Source organism: Rhodococcus sp. LB1 (genome assembly GCF_001583455.1).
Lineage (GTDB): Bacteria > Actinomycetota > Actinomycetes > Mycobacteriales > Mycobacteriaceae > Rhodococcus_F > Rhodococcus_F opacus.
Window position 1 is genome coordinate 178 of record NZ_LTCZ01000056.1, and the last position, 16,174, is coordinate 16,351.

The window sequence follows — 16,174 nt, forward strand, 5'->3', positions numbered from 1 at the left end:
GGCCTCTTGTACAGCTCGGCTCGCATCCGGGCGATGAACTCGTGGTCGCTCACGCCACCGCGCTGCTGTTGCGGATCGGCCTCGTAGCCCGAGGCCGCGGTCTTGTGCGCCATGTCCCCTCCTCGGTGCCCGGGCAGGTACTCTCTCTATATAGAAGTCTACCGTAGATCTGCTCTCGCCGGAAAGGGGTCTCCCGCCGAGCCGGCCCGCCCCTGGGTCGCTGTCGGCCCACGCCCTTCGTACGCAGTGCGGGCGCCATCCCCCGGGACCGGCGAGATCGGCACGCACCGAGATCCGACGCGTGCCGCCCGAACATCCCCGACCCCCTGCTCCGACTGCTTCCGGTCGATCTCGATGAACTCTCCTCGCTGCTCGAAGACGACCCCGGCTACGGCGGCCGCTGCATCGACGTGCGGACGGGCGACACCTGGCCAGCAATGATGCGGACGATCTCTTGACCGACGACGACCCCGAGTGGTTCGGCACTTCACATTGTGAGGTCGGTGTTCGTTCAATGCGTCGGATTCTTGCGACAACGCAGTCGGTCACGGTAGTCGTGCAGCCGGATCACCCCTGAGTGCTCGTGGTCCACGAACAGCAAACTCTCGTCCCGGAGAACCCGGGCGGCGATACGATCGCACCGATAGGCGAACACCCCGACATGTTCGGATGCGGTGACGTCCTCCGCCAGCCGCAGGGGAAGGCGCGCAATCCGGTAGCCGAGTCTCAGCGCGCTCAGCGGTAGCGACATCATCGTCGTCATTTTCACGATGCTAGGCCGGGGTTGCGGCCAATGGACGAATCAACCCGCCGACCAGTGGGAAGGGGCAGCCATCAGATGCAATAATGCCGACATACGGTGCGATAACTGAAATTATCGCCGCCCAGTGCGCATAAGCCCTGACTTGCGCGACCGGCGGATGAAAAGGCGCCTTCGAGACGCGTGAGAGAAGAGGTCAGCGCCGCCAGCTGTGCAGACTGGAGACCGCGGTGGCGAGACGATGACCTCAGCCCCACGATCGCTCCTTCGTCTCCCACAGGATTGCACCATGCATGGGGAGCCGAGCGATATCCTGGGAGAACACCGGAGAGAGGTAAGCAGTGCTGTATTCGTCGCAGTGCTTCAAGCGGGATGAATCGATTTAGTCGATGACTGACGTCGATCCGTTCGGGACTCAGCGCGACGTGTCCGGTTCGGTCACGGCGGAGTTGGAGGCGGCCGGGTTCGAGGACGCTCAGGAGATCGGCCGCGGCGGCTTCGGGGTCGTGTACCGCTGCAACCAGGGTGCGCTCGATCGGACCGTTGCGGTCAAGGTTCTCACCGCCGACCTCGACGAGGAGAACCGTGCACGATTCCTGCGGGAGCAGCGTGCGGCTGGCCGGTTAACCGGACACCCCAACATTGTCACTGTTCTCCACGCGGACGTCACCAAGAACGGCCGGCCCTACATCGTGATGCCGTACCACGCTCAGGGGTCCCTCGATGAACGGATCCGGCGCCACGGCCCGCTCCCGCTGGAGGAAGCGCTGCGACTCGGGGTGAAGATCGCCGGCGCCCTGGAGACCGCGCACCGCCTCGGTATCCTCCACCGCGACGTGAAACCCGGAAACATCCTATATACCGACTACGGCGAACCTGCACTGACCGATTTCGGGATTGCTCACATCGCCGGCGGGTTCGTCACTACTACTGGCGTCGTGACGGGCTCACCGGCATTCACCGCCCCCGAGGTCGTAGCGGGCGAACCACCAACTCCTGCCGCCGACGTGTACGGCCTCGGCGCCACCTTGTTCGCTGCGGTCACCGGTCATGCGGCGTTCGAGCGGCGGAGCGGTGAGCAACTGGTGGCGCAGTTCCTGAGGATCACGTCCGAGCCGGTGCCGAACCCGCGTGAGCACGGTGTTCCCGAGGACGTCAGCTCCGTCATCGAGGGTGCGATGTCGGCCGAACCGGAAGGTCGCCCATCGGCATTGGAGCTGGGCCAGCAACTCCAGGCTTCTCAACGCCACCAGGGATTTCCAATCGATGAGATGGCCCTGCACACCAACTTCGCCACGGGCCAGGGCAGCGCTTCACCCGGTGGGAAGTCCGATTCGTCGCCGGCATCGCAAAGCCGGCCGTCGGCATCACCGATGGATTCGGGGCGAACTGATGGCCTTCCGCTGGAGCTCACCAGTTTCGTTGACCGCCGCACCGAGCTGGTGGAGGCAAAGAACCTGTTGTCCATCTCGCGGTTTGTGACGTTGAGTGGAATCGGTGGGGTAGGAAAAACCCGCCTAGCGCTGCGGGTCGCAGCCAAGGTGCTCCGCGATTTCCCCGACGGCGTGATGCTGGTGGAGCTGGGCGAGCTGCGCGAAGAATCGCTGCTGACAGATGTGGTGGCAGCCACGCTGGGGTTACGTGACCGGTCGGCGCGACCCATACATGAGGTGCTCGTCGACTACCTCACTCCCCGAACACTGCTACTCGTGCTGGACAACTGCGAGCAGGTGGTGGACGCGGTGGCCAAGCTCGCCGAATCCCTGCTCCGTGTCTGTCCCGGGCTACGAATCCTCGCGACCAGCCGCGAGCCATTAGGAATCGGCGGGGAAACGGTGCTGGTGGTTTCGCCGCTACCCGTTCCCGACCCCGATCGCCTACCGAGGGGGTTGCCCCGCAACGACGCGATGGCGTTGTTCGCCGAGCGGGGCGCCGCGGCCGTCCCGGGATTCGAGCTCAATGAGAGCAACAAGGTCACCATCGCACGAATCTGCCGGCGGTTGGACGGGTTGCCCTTACCGATCGAGTTGGCTGCGGCCCGGCTTCGGGCGATGTCGCCCGATCAGATCCTGCAACGGCTGACCGACCGCTACGCATTGCTGACTCGTGGCAGCAGGGGAGCGCCGACGCGACAGCAAACGCTGCGGTCGTGCATCGACTGGAGCTTCGAACTGTGCACCGCGCGTGAACAACTGATCTGGGGATCGCTATCGGTGTTCGCGGGAAGCTTCGGACTCGATGCGGCAGAACAGGTGTGCGGCGCCGGCCAAGCAGAAGAAGACCTGCTTGACACGGTGACGTCCTTGGTGGAGAAGTCGATCCTGATTCGGGAGGAGTACGGCTCGGTGGTGCGTTTTCGAATGCTCGAAACCCTCCGCGACTACGCCCACGAGAAGCTCGTGCAGACCGGTGAGGTCTCGCCCCTTCGCTCCCGACATCGGGACTGGTACGAGTCGTTGGCGCTCGAAGCGGAGGCCGAGTGGATGAGCGCACAACAGCGCAACTGGATCGCCCGATTGAAGCGGGACCTACCGAACATCCGCGCTGCACTCGAATCCTGCGTAGACGACGACCCCACTGCCGGGCTGCGCATCGCCACCGCCCTCCATTTGTTCTGGGCCTCCCAGGGTCTCTACAACGAGGGCCGGCGCTGGTTCGACCGTCTCCTGGCCCGACAGACAACCTCAAAGACCGTGGATCGGGCCAAGGCGCTTTACGCCTGCAGCTTCCTGGCCGGAGTGCAGGGTGACCTTCGAGTGGCGACCAACCTTGTGGAGGAGGGGCGCGCGCTGGCCGATCAGACGACCGATCCGATGCCGCGCGCCTACCTCGCGCTGGCCGAGGGATATCTGACGGTTCTCGGGGGAGATCGTCCCGACGCACGCCCACAACTCGGGAACGCCATCCACGTGTTCGCCGCACGAAACGACCTCCTCTTCCAGGTCATCGCTCTCGGGGGCCTCGGCATGGTGCATGATCTGCGGAACGACATGGAGCGGGCCATCGACTGCTATGAGCGTGCACTCGCGATCACTGAGGCACGCGGCGAGTCCGTATATCGCTCATACATGCTGTGGGTGCTTGCCGTTGCAGTGTGGCGGCACGGTGATAGCGTGCGTGCGAAACAGTTGCTGGGGCAGGCGTTGCGCATGGACCGGGTGGTGAATGACTATCTGAACGCGGGCATGTGCATGCAAGCACTGGCATGGATCGCCGCCGAGGAGCAGAACGTGCGGCGCGCTGTCGTGTTGATGGGAGCCGCCGAGGAGCTGAGCCGGTCGGTCGGGAGCTCCACGGAATTCATGTCCGGCTTTCACGTGCACCAAGCCGAGTTCGAACGCGTGACCCGTCGGTCATTGAGCGAGAGGCTGGTCGCCGCGGCCAAGGGTGAGGGGAGTGCGCTCGGGTTCGACGCCGCGGTGGCCTACGCGCTGGGCGAGCAGTTTCCGCCTACGCCCCCATCGGCCGCTGGCCGGTCGAGCGAGCTGACGAAACGGGAGCGTGAGGTCGCCAGCCTGATCGCGGAGGGGTTGACCAACAAGGAGATCGCCGCCCGGTTGGTGATTTCTCCACGTACCGCGCAGGGGCACGTCGAGCATCTTCTGGCCAAGCTGGGGTTCACCTCGCGGGCACAGATCGCGGCGTGGGTCGTGGAATCACAGAACACCCGTCCCTGAGACCACCGCCAGCGCAGCCTCGACCCACTCGCGGACATCGACTCATCCGGAAACTCCCGCATCAGGGTGTGACAACGATGTTGACCAACCCTCCGAGATCACGGTTGCACGCGGCTTCGATGGCCTTGTCGACCTGATCGAGTGCGAACGTTTGATGGGTGAGTGGCGCCACCTGCCGTGCCGAGCACCGCGACACAGTCCTCGACCCCACACCTGCCCACAGGTTCAGGGTGCAGCTTGAGGAACGCGATCACCGATCCCCAGAAGGGATCGATCCGATGATCGCCGCGAACAGCGAGGCGATGACGATGTGCATTGTCGGCGACTCGCCGTGCTGAAAGGCGGTGAACCCGTCCGAGTCCAAGAATTCGGCGTAGGCGATCAGGGCGACGGTGCCGCCGCCGACCCCGTTGAACAGGGTCACCAGCTGCGGCATCGCGGTCATCTTCGTCCGCAACGTCGGCGGCACCCCCAACACCACACCGATCACCAGACCGGCGACGATCAGCACCCAGTTGGAGTGTCCCGGATCGCGATCAACGTGGCGACCACCGCGACGACCATGCCGGCGGCGGCGATCTGGTTGCCGCGGACCGCGGTCTTCGGGCCGGTCAGACCCATCAGACCGTACGAAACCCTGTCCGGCGCTGACGCCACCTCAGAGTGGAGCGTCGGAAAGATCGAGACTACAACAAAGTTCGCGACGAAAAGCCCAGTGGCACGGAGCAAATGCACGCTCGGCCGGCGGCAGCTCGAAACAGACCGAGTTGGGTGTCCGAGTGGCCGGCAGACCAAGTATTGTCGCCGAGTCGTTGGATGCGATTCCGTGATTTGCGGTGGGCCGCGTGCCGCCAGCTGCCGGTTAGAGTTCCCGTCGGCGTCGACGGTATACGGGATCTTCGTCCACTGGGTCCGCACCGGGGTGTGGCAGCGCATCCGGAAACGCCATGTTCGGCCTCGGGACCCGACGCCTCGCACGGGCATGACCTGGTTTCCGGATGCTCGCTTAGCTCAAGGTTGTCTGCACGGCATGGTGGACCCCCACATGTGAGCCGGTGATGGCACTGTCACGTTAACTAGAATCGCAAACGGTACACTCGGTTTGAGTTCAGGCGAGTCTAATGCAGCAGGTACGCGGGTGGAAGGCCCCGTTCGTCATGGGCTCCTACAACACCCGCATCGTGAGGCGCAGCAACGCACTCCGAGGGTGGGCGTACGGCCGGACGTTCAAGTACCGGGAGGTGATGAGCGTCGGTGACTCGCGCCTGTCCCGCCTCTACGCGGCCGGTGTCGCCGTGATCCTCGGCGGGCTCGTCCTCGGTCTCAGCGTGCGACCCACCCGGTACGTCCTCGACCGCATCCTCCCGCACCCGGCGAGGGCCCCAGCGACAAGACCCAGCGCAACGGCTACTTCGCGATGGACATCTACACCACCACCACGACCGGCGCCCGATACGCCGCCCGGGTCAAGGCGCAAGGCGATCCCGGATACCGCGCCACCGCGGTCCTACTGGGGGAGTCCGCACTGAGCCTCGTCCTCGACCGCGACCGACTCCCCGACGAGGCAGGCGTCCTCACCCCGGCCACAGCGCTCGGCGACGTCCTGGTCGACCGGCTGCGCAGCGCCGGCGTGGAGATTTCCGCGCGCAAACTCTGACGTGCACTCCTCGCGGCGGGCCTCGGGCCGCTCCACGCACGCGAACCCATGCCGCAGGACCCCTGCCTGCGGCGCGGCACCTCGGAGCTGTCCACGCACTCCTCAGCCGGACCGGTAGTCGACTGGTGGGCGGGGCACCGACCCGGCTGGGGTGATCCTCCTGTTGCGGCGAGGGTTACAGGCCCTGCGCGCGAGAACACCAGCGGTCGGCTGCCGAGACGATGCAACCTGATCGCCGCGGCGATCAGGTCCTGGTGCCGTATGGGTGCACCCGCGAGGTCGCTTCCCGGACATCCGGGGACAAGCGCGGGCTGTCGGGGGCATGGCATCGTCCCAGGTGGAAGCCGTACTTTGTCGAGCCGGCTCCTGCGAGTCTGCGCGCACGGTGGCCCACACGTCGGAGATCTGTCCAGACAGTTGGCATCCCCACGGGGCTCGTACCTTGCAAGCTATCGCTGTAGTGTTACCGACGCGGATCGCAACGGAACGATCTCCCGAATCGCCGAGAAGGCACTGAACAGGAAGGACTCTCACGAAGATGGCCAACCCACATCGACTGACCACCGATCAGGTCCTGGAGTTGATCAAGGAGGAAACCGGCACCGAGCTGTCCGCCTCGACGTTTCGCGGATACGTCACCCGGGGGCAAGCTCCGGCGCCGGTGGAAAAGATCGGACGCACACCGCTGTGGAAGCGCTCGGCGATCATCGAGTGGGCGAATAACAGACCCGGCCAGGGCGCGCGCACCGACATCCCCAAGCCGCGTCGGCGCCGCGCCGAGTAAACGCTCTTCATTCCCACGACGACTAGTAGTGTTGAAACTATCGAAATGTCGTGTCCTTCAATAGCTCCCGGAGACGTTTGTGTCTTGGCCCCCGTGTGGGATGGTTGTGTACCGCGACCGAGGACGCCGTGACCGCTACGATCGTCCACGGCGTGCGGGGGTCGGCTTCGCACATCAACGACAGCGCAACGAAACAGGGGGAACGCACCCACATGGCTGCTGGTGGGGTCACACAGGCGGAGAAGGACGGAGCCGAGAAATACAGTCGCGCCGTCCTGGCGGCCTATGACACCTTTGTCCTGAAGTGGAGCAACACCTACGCCTGGCGGTGCCCCCGCGAGCGGCTCCTCACCCACTACAACACCCACCTGCGCGCACGGCACCTCGACATCGGGCCCGGCACCGGCTGGTACCTCCACCAGGCCAAGTACCCGAGCGCGGCGCCCGAGATCACCCTGATGGACCTCAACGCCAACACCATGGCGATGACCAACCGTCGGCTCGCCGACCGGAACATCACCCCTGCCGTGCACACCGGAAGTGTTCTCGCCCCCATCGACCCCAGTGTGGGTGTATTCGATTCGGTGGCAGCGAACTTCGTGTTCCACTGCGTCCCCGGAACCTGGGCGGAGAAGGGGCAGGCGTTCGGGCACATCGCCCAGGTCGTCGCCGATGACGGTGTGTTCTTCGGCTCCACCATCCTCGGGACCGGAGTGGACCACAACCTCGTCGGCAACGCCCTCTACAACGGACCGATCAAAGCCTTCGACAACACCACCGACGACCCCGGCGGCCGGCAAACCGCACTGTCGGCGGCCTTCGAGTCCGTCGACATCACCGTCGTCGGAACCGTCGCGATCTTCGCCGCGCACCGGCCGCGGCGGACACCGGCGCCGTAGCACGACGAAGTGGGTGGGGAGCTGAACCGCACCGCAGCGTTTCACACCAAGCATCGACCGGAACCACCTCCGCCGGGTACTCGACTGTGGGAGAGCTTCATCGGTCGCCGAGGCGCCGGGGACCACGCCATCCTCGGCGACCAACTCGTGCACGTCCTATCGGACGCCGGAATGCATTTTCGATCAACTGATAACCAGGTTCTACGCGGCCGGAACCGAGGAACGAGGGCGCGCTTCGAATCACTATCCCAACCTCCGAAGTCCAGACGACCGATAGAGGAACGACGCTGATCGGCGCGTTCCGAAAGCGCACGTTGCTGACCTGCAGTTGTCCCGTAGATCGACAATGTCGGCCTTGCGTGGCCCGCCGCCCGTGCCCCGAGGTCGGTGGCGACTACAGCTACCGCACCATCGAGGGCATACACACTTTCTTTAGCGACCAACCTCGGTTTCCAGGCGGTGTTGCGGAGGCGGCTGTGCTGTGCTGGGTCCGTCGGCACGCCCTCCCACACCCGCAACCAGCCTCCCTCGTGAACGGCCCGTCCTACCGGGGATATCGGGGGGCGTCGCCGCCCGCACCAGCGCTGTTAGTAGTCCCCGCTGCAATGGTGTGCGCTGTGTGCGCGGACCTACCGTTGGGAGATCTCCTGTCGTTGTCCATAGGAACCGAAGCGGTCGACGACGTTGTCGATCTCCTCCTTTTCGAGTAGGGCCGGGACGCCTACCGCGCTGGCTCGCATCCAGACGTCGCAGAGCCATTCGAGTTGCCGTGCGCGGTCGTAGGCCTTCCCGAGGTTGTCTCCGATGCAGAGGGTTCCGTGGTGTTTGAGAATGCATCCCGTGCGGTCGGCCATGGCGGCGCTGACATTCTCGACCAGCGCGTCCGTCCCGAATGTCGCATACGGTGCGACCGCGACCGATCCACCGAACATGGCGATTTGGTAGTGGACGAACGGGACGTCGTCACGCAACAACGACAGCGCGGTCGCGGCGGTCGAGTGGGTGTGGACTACTGCGGTGGCGTCGTGCCTGGTATAGCATGCGAGGTGGAACGGCAGCTCGGTCGTGGGTTTCAGTGAACCGTCGACGATCGAGCCGTCCATTCCGACCACGACCACGTCTTCGGCGGTCATCTCGTCGTAGTCGGTGCCGCTCGGTGTCACGGCGATGAGGTCGCCGCGACGCAGCGAAATGTTGCCGGAGGTGCCGACGACCAGGCGATCGCGCACCATCTTCTGGGCGAACTCGACGACGGCGAGTCGTTCGTCGGCCAGTCGCATGCCGGACATCACGCGACCTGGAAGGGGTCGAGGAGGTACTTCGCGCCTCGGCCGGCGGCCATGTCTTCGAGGCTGTCGACCAGGGCTTCGAGCGGGCGGACCTCGGAGATGAGGCTTTCGCCGTTCAGTACGTTGGAGCTGAGCAGGTCGAGGGCAGTCTTGACGTATTGCGGGGTGTGGTGAAAGACCCCCTTCAGGGTGTATTCGCTGTAGTGCATCGCGACGGCGTCGACGGAGAAGCGTGACCCTGCCTTGGGGCCGCCGAAGAGCACCGCGGTACCGCCTGGGCGGAGGCTTTCGACCGTCTGTTCCCAGACCTCGGGGAGGCCGACTGCTTCGATCGCGATATCGGCGCCTCGTCCACCCTCGGTGAGTTCGCGCACCGCCGCTGATCGTTCTGCTGTGGTCTCGTAGGCGGTGAGATCGACGACTTCGTCTGCGCCCGACTCTTTGGCTTGAGCGAGCCGAGTGCTGGATCTGTCGGTGGCGATGACACGGGCCCCGCGCAGTCGGCTGAGCTTGACGAACATCAACCCGATTGGACCGCAGCCGTGTACGACAACGGTGTCCCCGAGGTTGACATCGGCCTCGGCCATCCCGTGCACCACGGTGGACAGGGGCTCGAGCGGTGCCGCCGAGGCGAATGACACGGAGTCGGGGAGAACGTAGGTGTTGCGTGCGACGATCGGCGCGGGAATCACGACCTGTTCCGCGAACGCCCCGTTCAGGAAGCTCAGGTTCTCGCACAGGCTGGGGCGCTGTTTGGTGCACGCCCAGCAACCTCCGCACGGTGCGGAGTTTGCGGCCACCACCCGCTGGCCCACCTCGAAGCCCTCGACTCCGTCGCCGACGGCGTCGATCACGCCCGCGAACTCGTGGCCGAACCTGGCCGGCAGGGTGGGGAAGAGTTTCGGGTGGCCGCGGCGGTAGGACTTGAGATCGGTCCCACAGGTTGCGGCCGCGTGCACGGCGACTGAGATCTCGCCTGGCCCTGGCTTCTCCTCGGGGATTTCCTCGATCCGTAGATCGCCGGGGCCCCGAAAAATTGCGGCTCTCATGAAGTTTCCTTTCAACGGTGTGAATCGAAGTGGGTGACGAGGTCACTGCCGGTGGTGACGTCCTCCGGACGCACCTCGGCGACCTCGACGGTGACGTCGCGCTCGCGGATGAAGTCGATGTGCTCCTGGGCGACGGAGTCGTCGACGATCACCACGTCGAAGAGTCCGATCTCGCCCAGCTTGTGGGAAGCGCGGTGGGCAAATTTGGTGGAGTCGGCGAGGAGGATTCTCTTCGCCCCGCATTCGATGAAAGCCCGCTTGCGCCGGGCTGTTTCGGCGGTCGGATGGAGCAACCACTGGTTGTGAATCGACGCAACAGACATCACCACGACGTCTGCGCTCAGCAGCCTGAGCTGATCGACCACCGCGGGGCCGTCGAACGAATCCAGGCTCCGGTCGTAGTGCCCGCCCAACCCGATCAGGTCGATGTCCGGGTCCGCGCTGACCGCCGTGATCGTGGGGAGAAAGTTGGTGATCAGGGTCAGTGGTTGCAGGTTCCCCAGGTACGGCAGCAAGCCGACCGTGGTGGTGGAATCGTCGAGGGCGAGCGTAATGCCCGGTTCCAGATGCGTGAGCGCGGCGCGAGCAAGGGCACGTTTCTGCGCCACCTGCTGACGCAGGCGCAACATGACATTTCGCTCATGAAGCCGCAGGCCAGCACTTCGCGCGCCGCCTCGCGTCTTCTCCAGCCACCCCTCGGCGACCAACGCATCGAGATCCCGGTGGATGGTCATCACGCTGACCTCGAATCGCTCTGCCAGGTCCTCGGTGCGGGCCGCACCCGCGTCCTGGACGTACTGGGCAATTCTCTCGCGCCGCTTTGCCGGCACCTCAGATGACATTTGCGCTCCCTGTATCGGTCGTGCCTGTGGTCGTTGTTAACTTTAGCCCAGTCAACGTCACAAACACAACACTTGACATGTTAGATCTGAGGAATACAGTTGTGACCTGGGCCATAAACGACGGGCGACGAGCGACCGTCCCGGGACCCGCACCGACAGCGCGAAAGCGAGACTTCACAGTGGGCATTCAGCCTTTTTCCACCGCACAAGGCGAGCGTGATCTGATAGTGGCGGTCGATTGTTCGACCACCGCGAGCAAGGCCGTCGTCTTCGACGCGATGGGACGAGCCGTCGCCACCGCACGCAGCCCGATCGCTACAGCGAATCCCGGTATCGGACTGCACGAGCAGAACCCCGAGGACTGGTGGACTGCCACCCGCACCGCACTGCGGCAGGTGATGTTCGACGTCGATAGCTCGCGGATCCGATCGGTGACCGTGACGACCCAGCGCGAGACATTCGTCTGCCTCGACGCCGACAACCGACCGGTGCGGCCTGCGATCGTGTGGATGGACACCCGAGCGCGAGACCTGGTCATGGAACTGGGCTCGGACCGGGTCCACCAGATTTCAGGGCGGCCCGCCGACAACACCCCATCGATCTACAAGATCGCCTGGCTCGTCCGCAACGAGCAACCCGAGATGCAACGGACCGACAAGATCGGGGACGTGGGCGCCTATCTGAACCACCGACTGTGCCGGCGATGGGTGTCCAGTGTCGCGAGCGCCGACTCCCTGGGCCTACTCGACATGCAGACGCGCACCTGGTCCCCGGACCTGGTGGATCTCGTCGGCATCGACGCCGCCACGCTGCCCGAAGTCGTCGCCCCCGGGACGGTGGTCGGCTGTATCGACCAGGCCGTCGCGAACGAGACCGCCCTGCCGGTGGGAACACCGATCGTTGCCGGCGCCGGCGACGGACAATGCGCCGCGATCGGAGCCGGCGTGCTGCACCCCGGATCTGCCTACCTCAACATGGGAACCGCGGTCGTCAGTGGAACGGTATCGCCGACCTACACCTGGGATCGCGCGTATCGCACTGTTGCCGGTGCAGACGGAGAATCCTTTCTGCTCGAGGCATTTTCGTCTTCGGGTACCTATCTGGTCAACTGGTTCCGGGAACGGTTCGGGGTCGCCGGCGCCGCCGGCCAGGACGTCACCGCGGAGGAACTCATGGAAGCGGCGGCAGCACAGCTGCCGCCCGGCGCAGAGGGGCTCCTGGCGCTGCCGTACTGGAACGCCGCGCAGACCCCGTACTGGGATCCTGCCGCACGCGGCGCGGTGGTCGGCTTCACCGGACGACACGGTCGAGCGCATCTCTACCGCGCTTTGCTCGAAGGCATTGCCTTCGAAATCAAACTCGAGATCTCCGGCCTGGATTCAGCGGTGTCTGCGGCGCCGAAAGCGATCAGCGTCACCGGCGGCGGATCACGCAGCGCCGTGTGGATGCAAATCGTCGCGGACACCCTGAACAGGCCCATCGCCCTCTGTCACGAACCCGAAACCACAGCACTGGGCGCGGCGATGATCGGGTCTGTAGCCGCGGGCGTCCACCCCAGTCTCGATGCAGCCTCGAAACACATGTGCCGCTCCGCGCGCACGATCGTCCCCGATCCCGGAAACGCCGAGAAGTACCAGGAGCTCTGGGAGATCTACCGGGGACTGTACGACTCCCTCAAGCCAACTCTTAACGCGCTCAGCACGTTGCGCTGACCACCACCACACCACAGAACGCCCATCCACCACACGGTGTCCCCCCGCCGCCAGATTCGGCATTCCTCAAAGGATCGTGAAATGACCAAAACCGTCCAGCTAGCCCAGGAGGGCACGGCAACCCTGTGGCACAGACTGGGGTTACCCCGCCCCCTACTTCTCGGGTATCTCGGCCTGCTCCTTTTCATGATCGGAGACGGCGTCGAATCGAACTACCTCGCACCATTCCTGCGCGACCACAACGGACTCGACACCGAACGCGTGGGACTGCTCGTATCCCTCTACGGAATCGTCGTCGCATTCGCCGCATGGCTTTCTGCTGCACTCTCCGACCTCTGGGGACCCAGGAGGGTCATGGCCATCGGCTTCGCCGCATGGGTGATCTTCGAAGTGATCTTTCTGACGCTCGGTGTCGCCGGTGACAACGAGGTCGTCCTCTTCGTCTCCTACGCACTCCGCGGCCTCGGCTATCCCCTGTTCGCCTTCGGATTCCTGGTGTGGATCGCGGCGGTCGCCGACCGACGCCGCCTCGCAACCGCAATCGGGTGGTTCTACGTCATGTTCACCGCCGGTCTCCCAACGCTCGGAGCATTGGTCGCCAACGGCGCGATCCCCCTCATCGGCGGACTCAACACGCTGTGGCTGTCGGTCGGCCTGGTGGTCAGCGGTGGCCTGCTCGCACTCTTCGGCGTCAAAGAGCAGATCGGTCGGTCCAGGCTCGCCGAACCCGACGCCAAACCGTTCGCGATACTTTTCTTGGGCCTGCGACTGATCGCCACCCGCCCCCAAGTCCTCAGCGCCGCCATCATCCGCACCATCAATACGGCACCACAGTACGGCTCGTTCGTCTTCTTCCCCGCACTGTTCGCCGAACAGTTCGGCTTCGGACTGTCCCGGTGGCTTCTGCTGACCACCATCATCTATGCCGCCAACATCCCCTTCAACGTCGTGTTCGGCATGATCGGCGACCGGCTGGGATGGGTCCGTACCGTCCGCTGGTTCGGCGCGGTCGGCTCAGGCGTGAGCCTCCTCGCTCTCTACTACCTGCCGGCCTGGACCGGGTCCTACGCTCTCGCGATCCTCGCCGGCATCGCCTTCGGAATCTCACTCGCCGGCTTCGTTCCTCTCTCCGCAATCACCGCAGCCCTCGAACCCAGCCACCCCGGCGCGGTGATGTCCGCCTACAACATCGGTATGGGCGCGTCGGTCGCCGTTGGCCCGCTGCTCGTCGCAGCGTTCCTGGGAACTGTCGGAGCGGAGGGCATGGTCTGGATCTTCGCCGGCATGTACGCCCTCGCAGCACTATTGACACTAGTCTTCCCCGCAAACGGTGCCCGATTCTCCACGAGTGACACCACTCCGACTCATCCGACCAGCTCATCGGCACACTGATATGTACGCCGGTTTGTCAAGGGCGCAGGGCGAGGCGGCGTCCAGGACCGTCGTCGTGGGCGCCGCCTCTGTGGGCCCGGTCGATCTGGGTGGGTGGCGAGCGTGTCGGTTTCGACGCGTGGTCAACTCTGATATGCGCGGATTGGCTACCGCAGGACGGTTATTCGGCTGGAGTGGGTCGCTCGTCTAAGATCGAGCGTGATCCCAACGTGGAGTTGGGGATTGCTCATAGTGTGCTCGCGGATCACTCCCAGGCGCTGCCGTCACCACACCTTGTGATTCATCCCGGACGTTGGTGGGGTTCTCCCCTCCGCCGGTCCTTGCCTGCAGGTCGTCGACGACCAAGGAGACAAGGTGGAGTCCCCGCAGCGGCAGCGAGGAGAACCGACCTTGCCCCCGACCGGAGTCGACGACCACACTCACGGACCCGGCGCGGAACGGGAACCCAGTTTTCAAGTTTCGAGCACTGCCAGTGACCAACACCAGCCGGCGAGTTCACGGGCGATCGCGGTATTGGCCACCGCAGGGCGTTTACGACGCAGATCGAAACTGACCCAACGATCGTGCAGCCGGCGGTTCGCTTGCTGCCCACGGGCCCGGGCCGCGGGACTGGCATGATCCCAACGACGCCGCAGATCCGCCCCGGGCCGATACCGGGGACGGTGATGCCAAGCCGCCTCGATCAGCAGCCGGCGGGCGTGGCCGTTGCCGGTCTTGGTGATCGATCCCTGCGAGCGCGTTGCGCCGGAGGAGTGTTCGGTGGGCACCAGCCCGAGGTAGGCGCCGATCGAGCGCCCGGTCAGGCGCTGCCAGTCCCCGATCTCCACGGCCAACCCGAACGCGGTCAGCGTCGAGACCCCGCGCAGGCAGCCGAGCCGAGTCACCACCGGGGTGTAGTCGCTGTCGGTGGCCATCGCCGCGATCGCCACATCCAGCCGATCCCGCCGGTCCACCGCCGCAAGCATGGTGTCGTAGGCGGTCTCGTACGCCAGCTGCAGACCGGGTGCGTCGAAGTGCTGGGTGCGCAGCCAGGTGTCGTGCAGCTTCGTCCACGCGTGGCCGCCGTAGTAGACACGCCCCTGCCGTAGAAGTAGTTTCGAGACTCGATGGCGGGCCGACATCAGATCCCGCCGGCAGTCTTCACGGGCCCGCACCAGATCCCGGGCTCCCTCCTGTCCGATGCTGGGTACCGCTATGTCGACGATCTGCCCGAGGTGCAACAGTCGGGCCAGATGCCTCGCGTCGCGCGCGTCGTTCTTGATCCGGTCTCCGGGCGGGCGCTGCAGCTTCGACGGTGCCGCCACCAGGACACTCGATGCCCGCCGCTGTCAGACACCGCGCGAGCCCGAATCCGGTCGGCCCGGCCTCGTACGTCACCGCCACCGGTTCCGGCAGCATCCGGATCCACTCGAGGATCTCGCCCTGATCGGGTGTCAGTCGGCGTTCGAATAGTTCACCGGTGCGGCCGTCGAGGCCGCAGGCGACCACCGATCGTGCGTGTACATCCAAACCGATACTTGTACGCTGATTCATCGCTGGGGCCTCCCACATCTTGTGGCTCTACCGGCCAGGACCCGTTTCCTGCCGGCAACCCACGTTCACATGTGAGTGAGGTCCCAGCCCAGCCCCTCATATCGTCTAAACCTGAATCCATGGATTGCTGATCTCGGCGATTTCGTTTGGGATGCCGACGGGTGACGCTGTTGGGAGGCGTGGTTGATCTGCTGACCGGTTCGTCAGCTCGTCCACGTTCTGGTTCCTGGGCCGGGGCCGGGTTGTCGGGGTCAGGCAGCGTGTGGCGGTTCGTAGTCGATGATGTTGTCCCAGAGGGTTGTCCAGTCTGCTTGCCGCGGCCAGTGTGCGGGTAGGTGGAGCACGGGTTTGCGTGCTGGCCGGGCGAATCGGGCGGGGACGTTGACCAGGTGCCGCCGGCGAGGGTGCCGGCGAGGGTGCCGGCAGCGCGCAGCAGATTGTGCGCGATCACGGCGCAGAGCACCCAGGCACTGTTCGCGCCGAAACGCCCAGAGGGAACATGAGCGAGTGGTCCGTCGATCAGATCCGCGAACACCGTTTCCACGATCGCGTGTTTGCGATGCGTGACGTCGGCATCGAC

At 65.0% G+C, this 16,174-nt stretch carries 9 protein-coding genes and 4 pseudogenes; 6 read left to right on the forward strand and 7 right to left on the reverse strand.

Features of this window, described 5'->3' with window-relative positions:
- Positions 1–511: 511 nt before the first annotated feature.
- Positions 512–763: a hypothetical protein gene (locus tag AZG88_RS10630; protein WP_061697647.1), complete on the reverse strand. Its 252-nt coding sequence runs from the start codon at positions 761–763 to the stop codon at positions 512–514.
- Positions 764–1,149: 386 nt separating this feature from the next.
- On the opposite strand from AZG88_RS10630, the gene AZG88_RS10635 reads away from it, so the two are divergent.
- A complete protein-coding gene (locus AZG88_RS10635) occupies positions 1,150–4,437 on the forward strand; it encodes a protein kinase domain-containing protein (RefSeq protein WP_061697648.1) in 3,288 nt (1,095 codons plus the stop codon).
- A 212-nt stretch (positions 4,438–4,649) separates the two neighbouring features.
- Here AZG88_RS10635 and AZG88_RS10640 read toward each other — a convergent pair.
- A pseudogene (locus AZG88_RS10640) lies at positions 4,650–5,058 on the reverse strand (NAD(P)(+) transhydrogenase (Re/Si-specific) subunit beta); the annotation flags it as partial.
- Between the two features lie 509 nt (positions 5,059–5,567).
- Between AZG88_RS10640 and AZG88_RS10645 the strand changes: the two are divergent.
- From AZG88_RS10645 to AZG88_RS10655, 3 genes and pseudogenes are all read left to right on the forward strand, one after another.
- A pseudogene (locus AZG88_RS10645) lies at positions 5,568–6,094 on the forward strand (enoyl-ACP reductase); the annotation flags it as partial.
- A gap of 538 nt (positions 6,095–6,632) precedes the next feature.
- A complete protein-coding gene (locus tag AZG88_RS10650) occupies positions 6,633–6,878 on the forward strand; it encodes a helix-turn-helix transcriptional regulator (protein WP_061697650.1) in 246 nt (81 codons plus the stop codon).
- Positions 6,879–7,090: 212 nt separating this feature from the next.
- Positions 7,091–7,777, forward strand: coding sequence for a class I SAM-dependent methyltransferase (locus AZG88_RS10655; RefSeq protein WP_061697654.1), 687 nt, complete (start codon positions 7,091–7,093; stop codon positions 7,775–7,777).
- Positions 7,778–8,406: 629 nt separating this feature from the next.
- Here the strand turns inward: AZG88_RS10655 and AZG88_RS10660 are convergent.
- The 3 genes from AZG88_RS10660 to AZG88_RS10670 are packed head-to-tail and all read right to left on the reverse strand — an operon-like array spanning position 8,407 to position 10,957.
- The gene (locus AZG88_RS10660; RefSeq protein WP_231913926.1) at positions 8,407–9,066 is read right to left on the reverse strand and encodes a class II aldolase/adducin family protein; all 660 of its coding nucleotides are present in this window, start codon (positions 9,064–9,066) and stop codon (positions 8,407–8,409) included.
- On the reverse strand, positions 9,066–10,115 hold the full coding sequence (locus tag AZG88_RS10665; protein WP_061697651.1) for a zinc-dependent alcohol dehydrogenase: 1,050 nt from the start codon (positions 10,113–10,115) through the stop codon (positions 9,066–9,068). Before AZG88_RS10665 ends, AZG88_RS10660 begins: the two co-directional genes overlap by 1 nt.
- An 11-nt stretch (positions 10,116–10,126) precedes the next feature.
- Positions 10,127–10,957, reverse strand: coding sequence for a DeoR/GlpR family DNA-binding transcription regulator (locus AZG88_RS10670; protein ID WP_063886792.1), 831 nt, complete (start codon positions 10,955–10,957; stop codon positions 10,127–10,129).
- Positions 10,958–11,184: 227 nt separating this feature from the next.
- Here AZG88_RS10670 and AZG88_RS10675 point away from each other — a divergent pair, with 227 nt between their 5' ends.
- A complete protein-coding gene (locus AZG88_RS10675) occupies positions 11,185–12,669 on the forward strand; it encodes a xylulokinase (protein WP_061697653.1) in 1,485 nt (494 codons plus the stop codon).
- Between the two features lie 81 nt (positions 12,670–12,750).
- Positions 12,751–14,061, forward strand: coding sequence for an MFS transporter (locus AZG88_RS10680; RefSeq protein WP_231913927.1), 1,311 nt, complete (start codon positions 12,751–12,753; stop codon positions 14,059–14,061).
- A 452-nt stretch (positions 14,062–14,513) separates the two neighbouring features.
- On the opposite strand, the pseudogene AZG88_RS10685 reads toward AZG88_RS10680, so the two are convergent.
- Together AZG88_RS10685 and AZG88_RS49765 are read right to left on the reverse strand one after the other, a co-directional pair.
- A pseudogene (locus AZG88_RS10685) lies at positions 14,514–15,594 on the reverse strand (IS110 family transposase).
- A gap of 251 nt (positions 15,595–15,845) precedes the next feature.
- Positions 15,846–16,174 (reverse strand): annotated as a pseudogene (locus AZG88_RS49765) (IS1380 family transposase); the annotation flags it as partial.

Excerpts from the sequence above, each read along its gene's own strand:
- AZG88_RS10630 (WP_061697647.1), bottom strand. The coding sequence starts at position 763 with ATGACGACGATGATGTCGCTACCGCTGAGCGCGCTGAGACTCGGCTAC.
- AZG88_RS10635 (WP_061697648.1), top strand. The coding sequence starts at position 1,150 with ATGACTGACGTCGATCCGTTCGGGACTCAGCGCGACGTGTCCGGTTCG.
- AZG88_RS10650 (WP_061697650.1), top strand. The coding sequence starts at position 6,633 with ATGGCCAACCCACATCGACTGACCACCGATCAGGTCCTGGAGTTGATC.
- AZG88_RS10655 (WP_061697654.1), top strand. The coding sequence starts at position 7,091 with ATGGCTGCTGGTGGGGTCACACAGGCGGAGAAGGACGGAGCCGAGAAA.
- AZG88_RS10660 (WP_231913926.1), bottom strand. The coding sequence starts at position 9,066 with ATGTCCGGCATGCGACTGGCCGACGAACGACTCGCCGTCGTCGAGTTC.
- AZG88_RS10665 (WP_061697651.1), bottom strand. The coding sequence starts at position 10,115 with ATGAGAGCCGCAATTTTTCGGGGCCCCGGCGATCTACGGATCGAGGAA.
- AZG88_RS10670 (WP_063886792.1), bottom strand. The coding sequence starts at position 10,957 with ATGTCATCTGAGGTGCCGGCAAAGCGGCGCGAGAGAATTGCCCAGTAC.
- AZG88_RS10680 (WP_231913927.1), top strand. The coding sequence starts at position 12,751 with ATGACCAAAACCGTCCAGCTAGCCCAGGAGGGCACGGCAACCCTGTGG.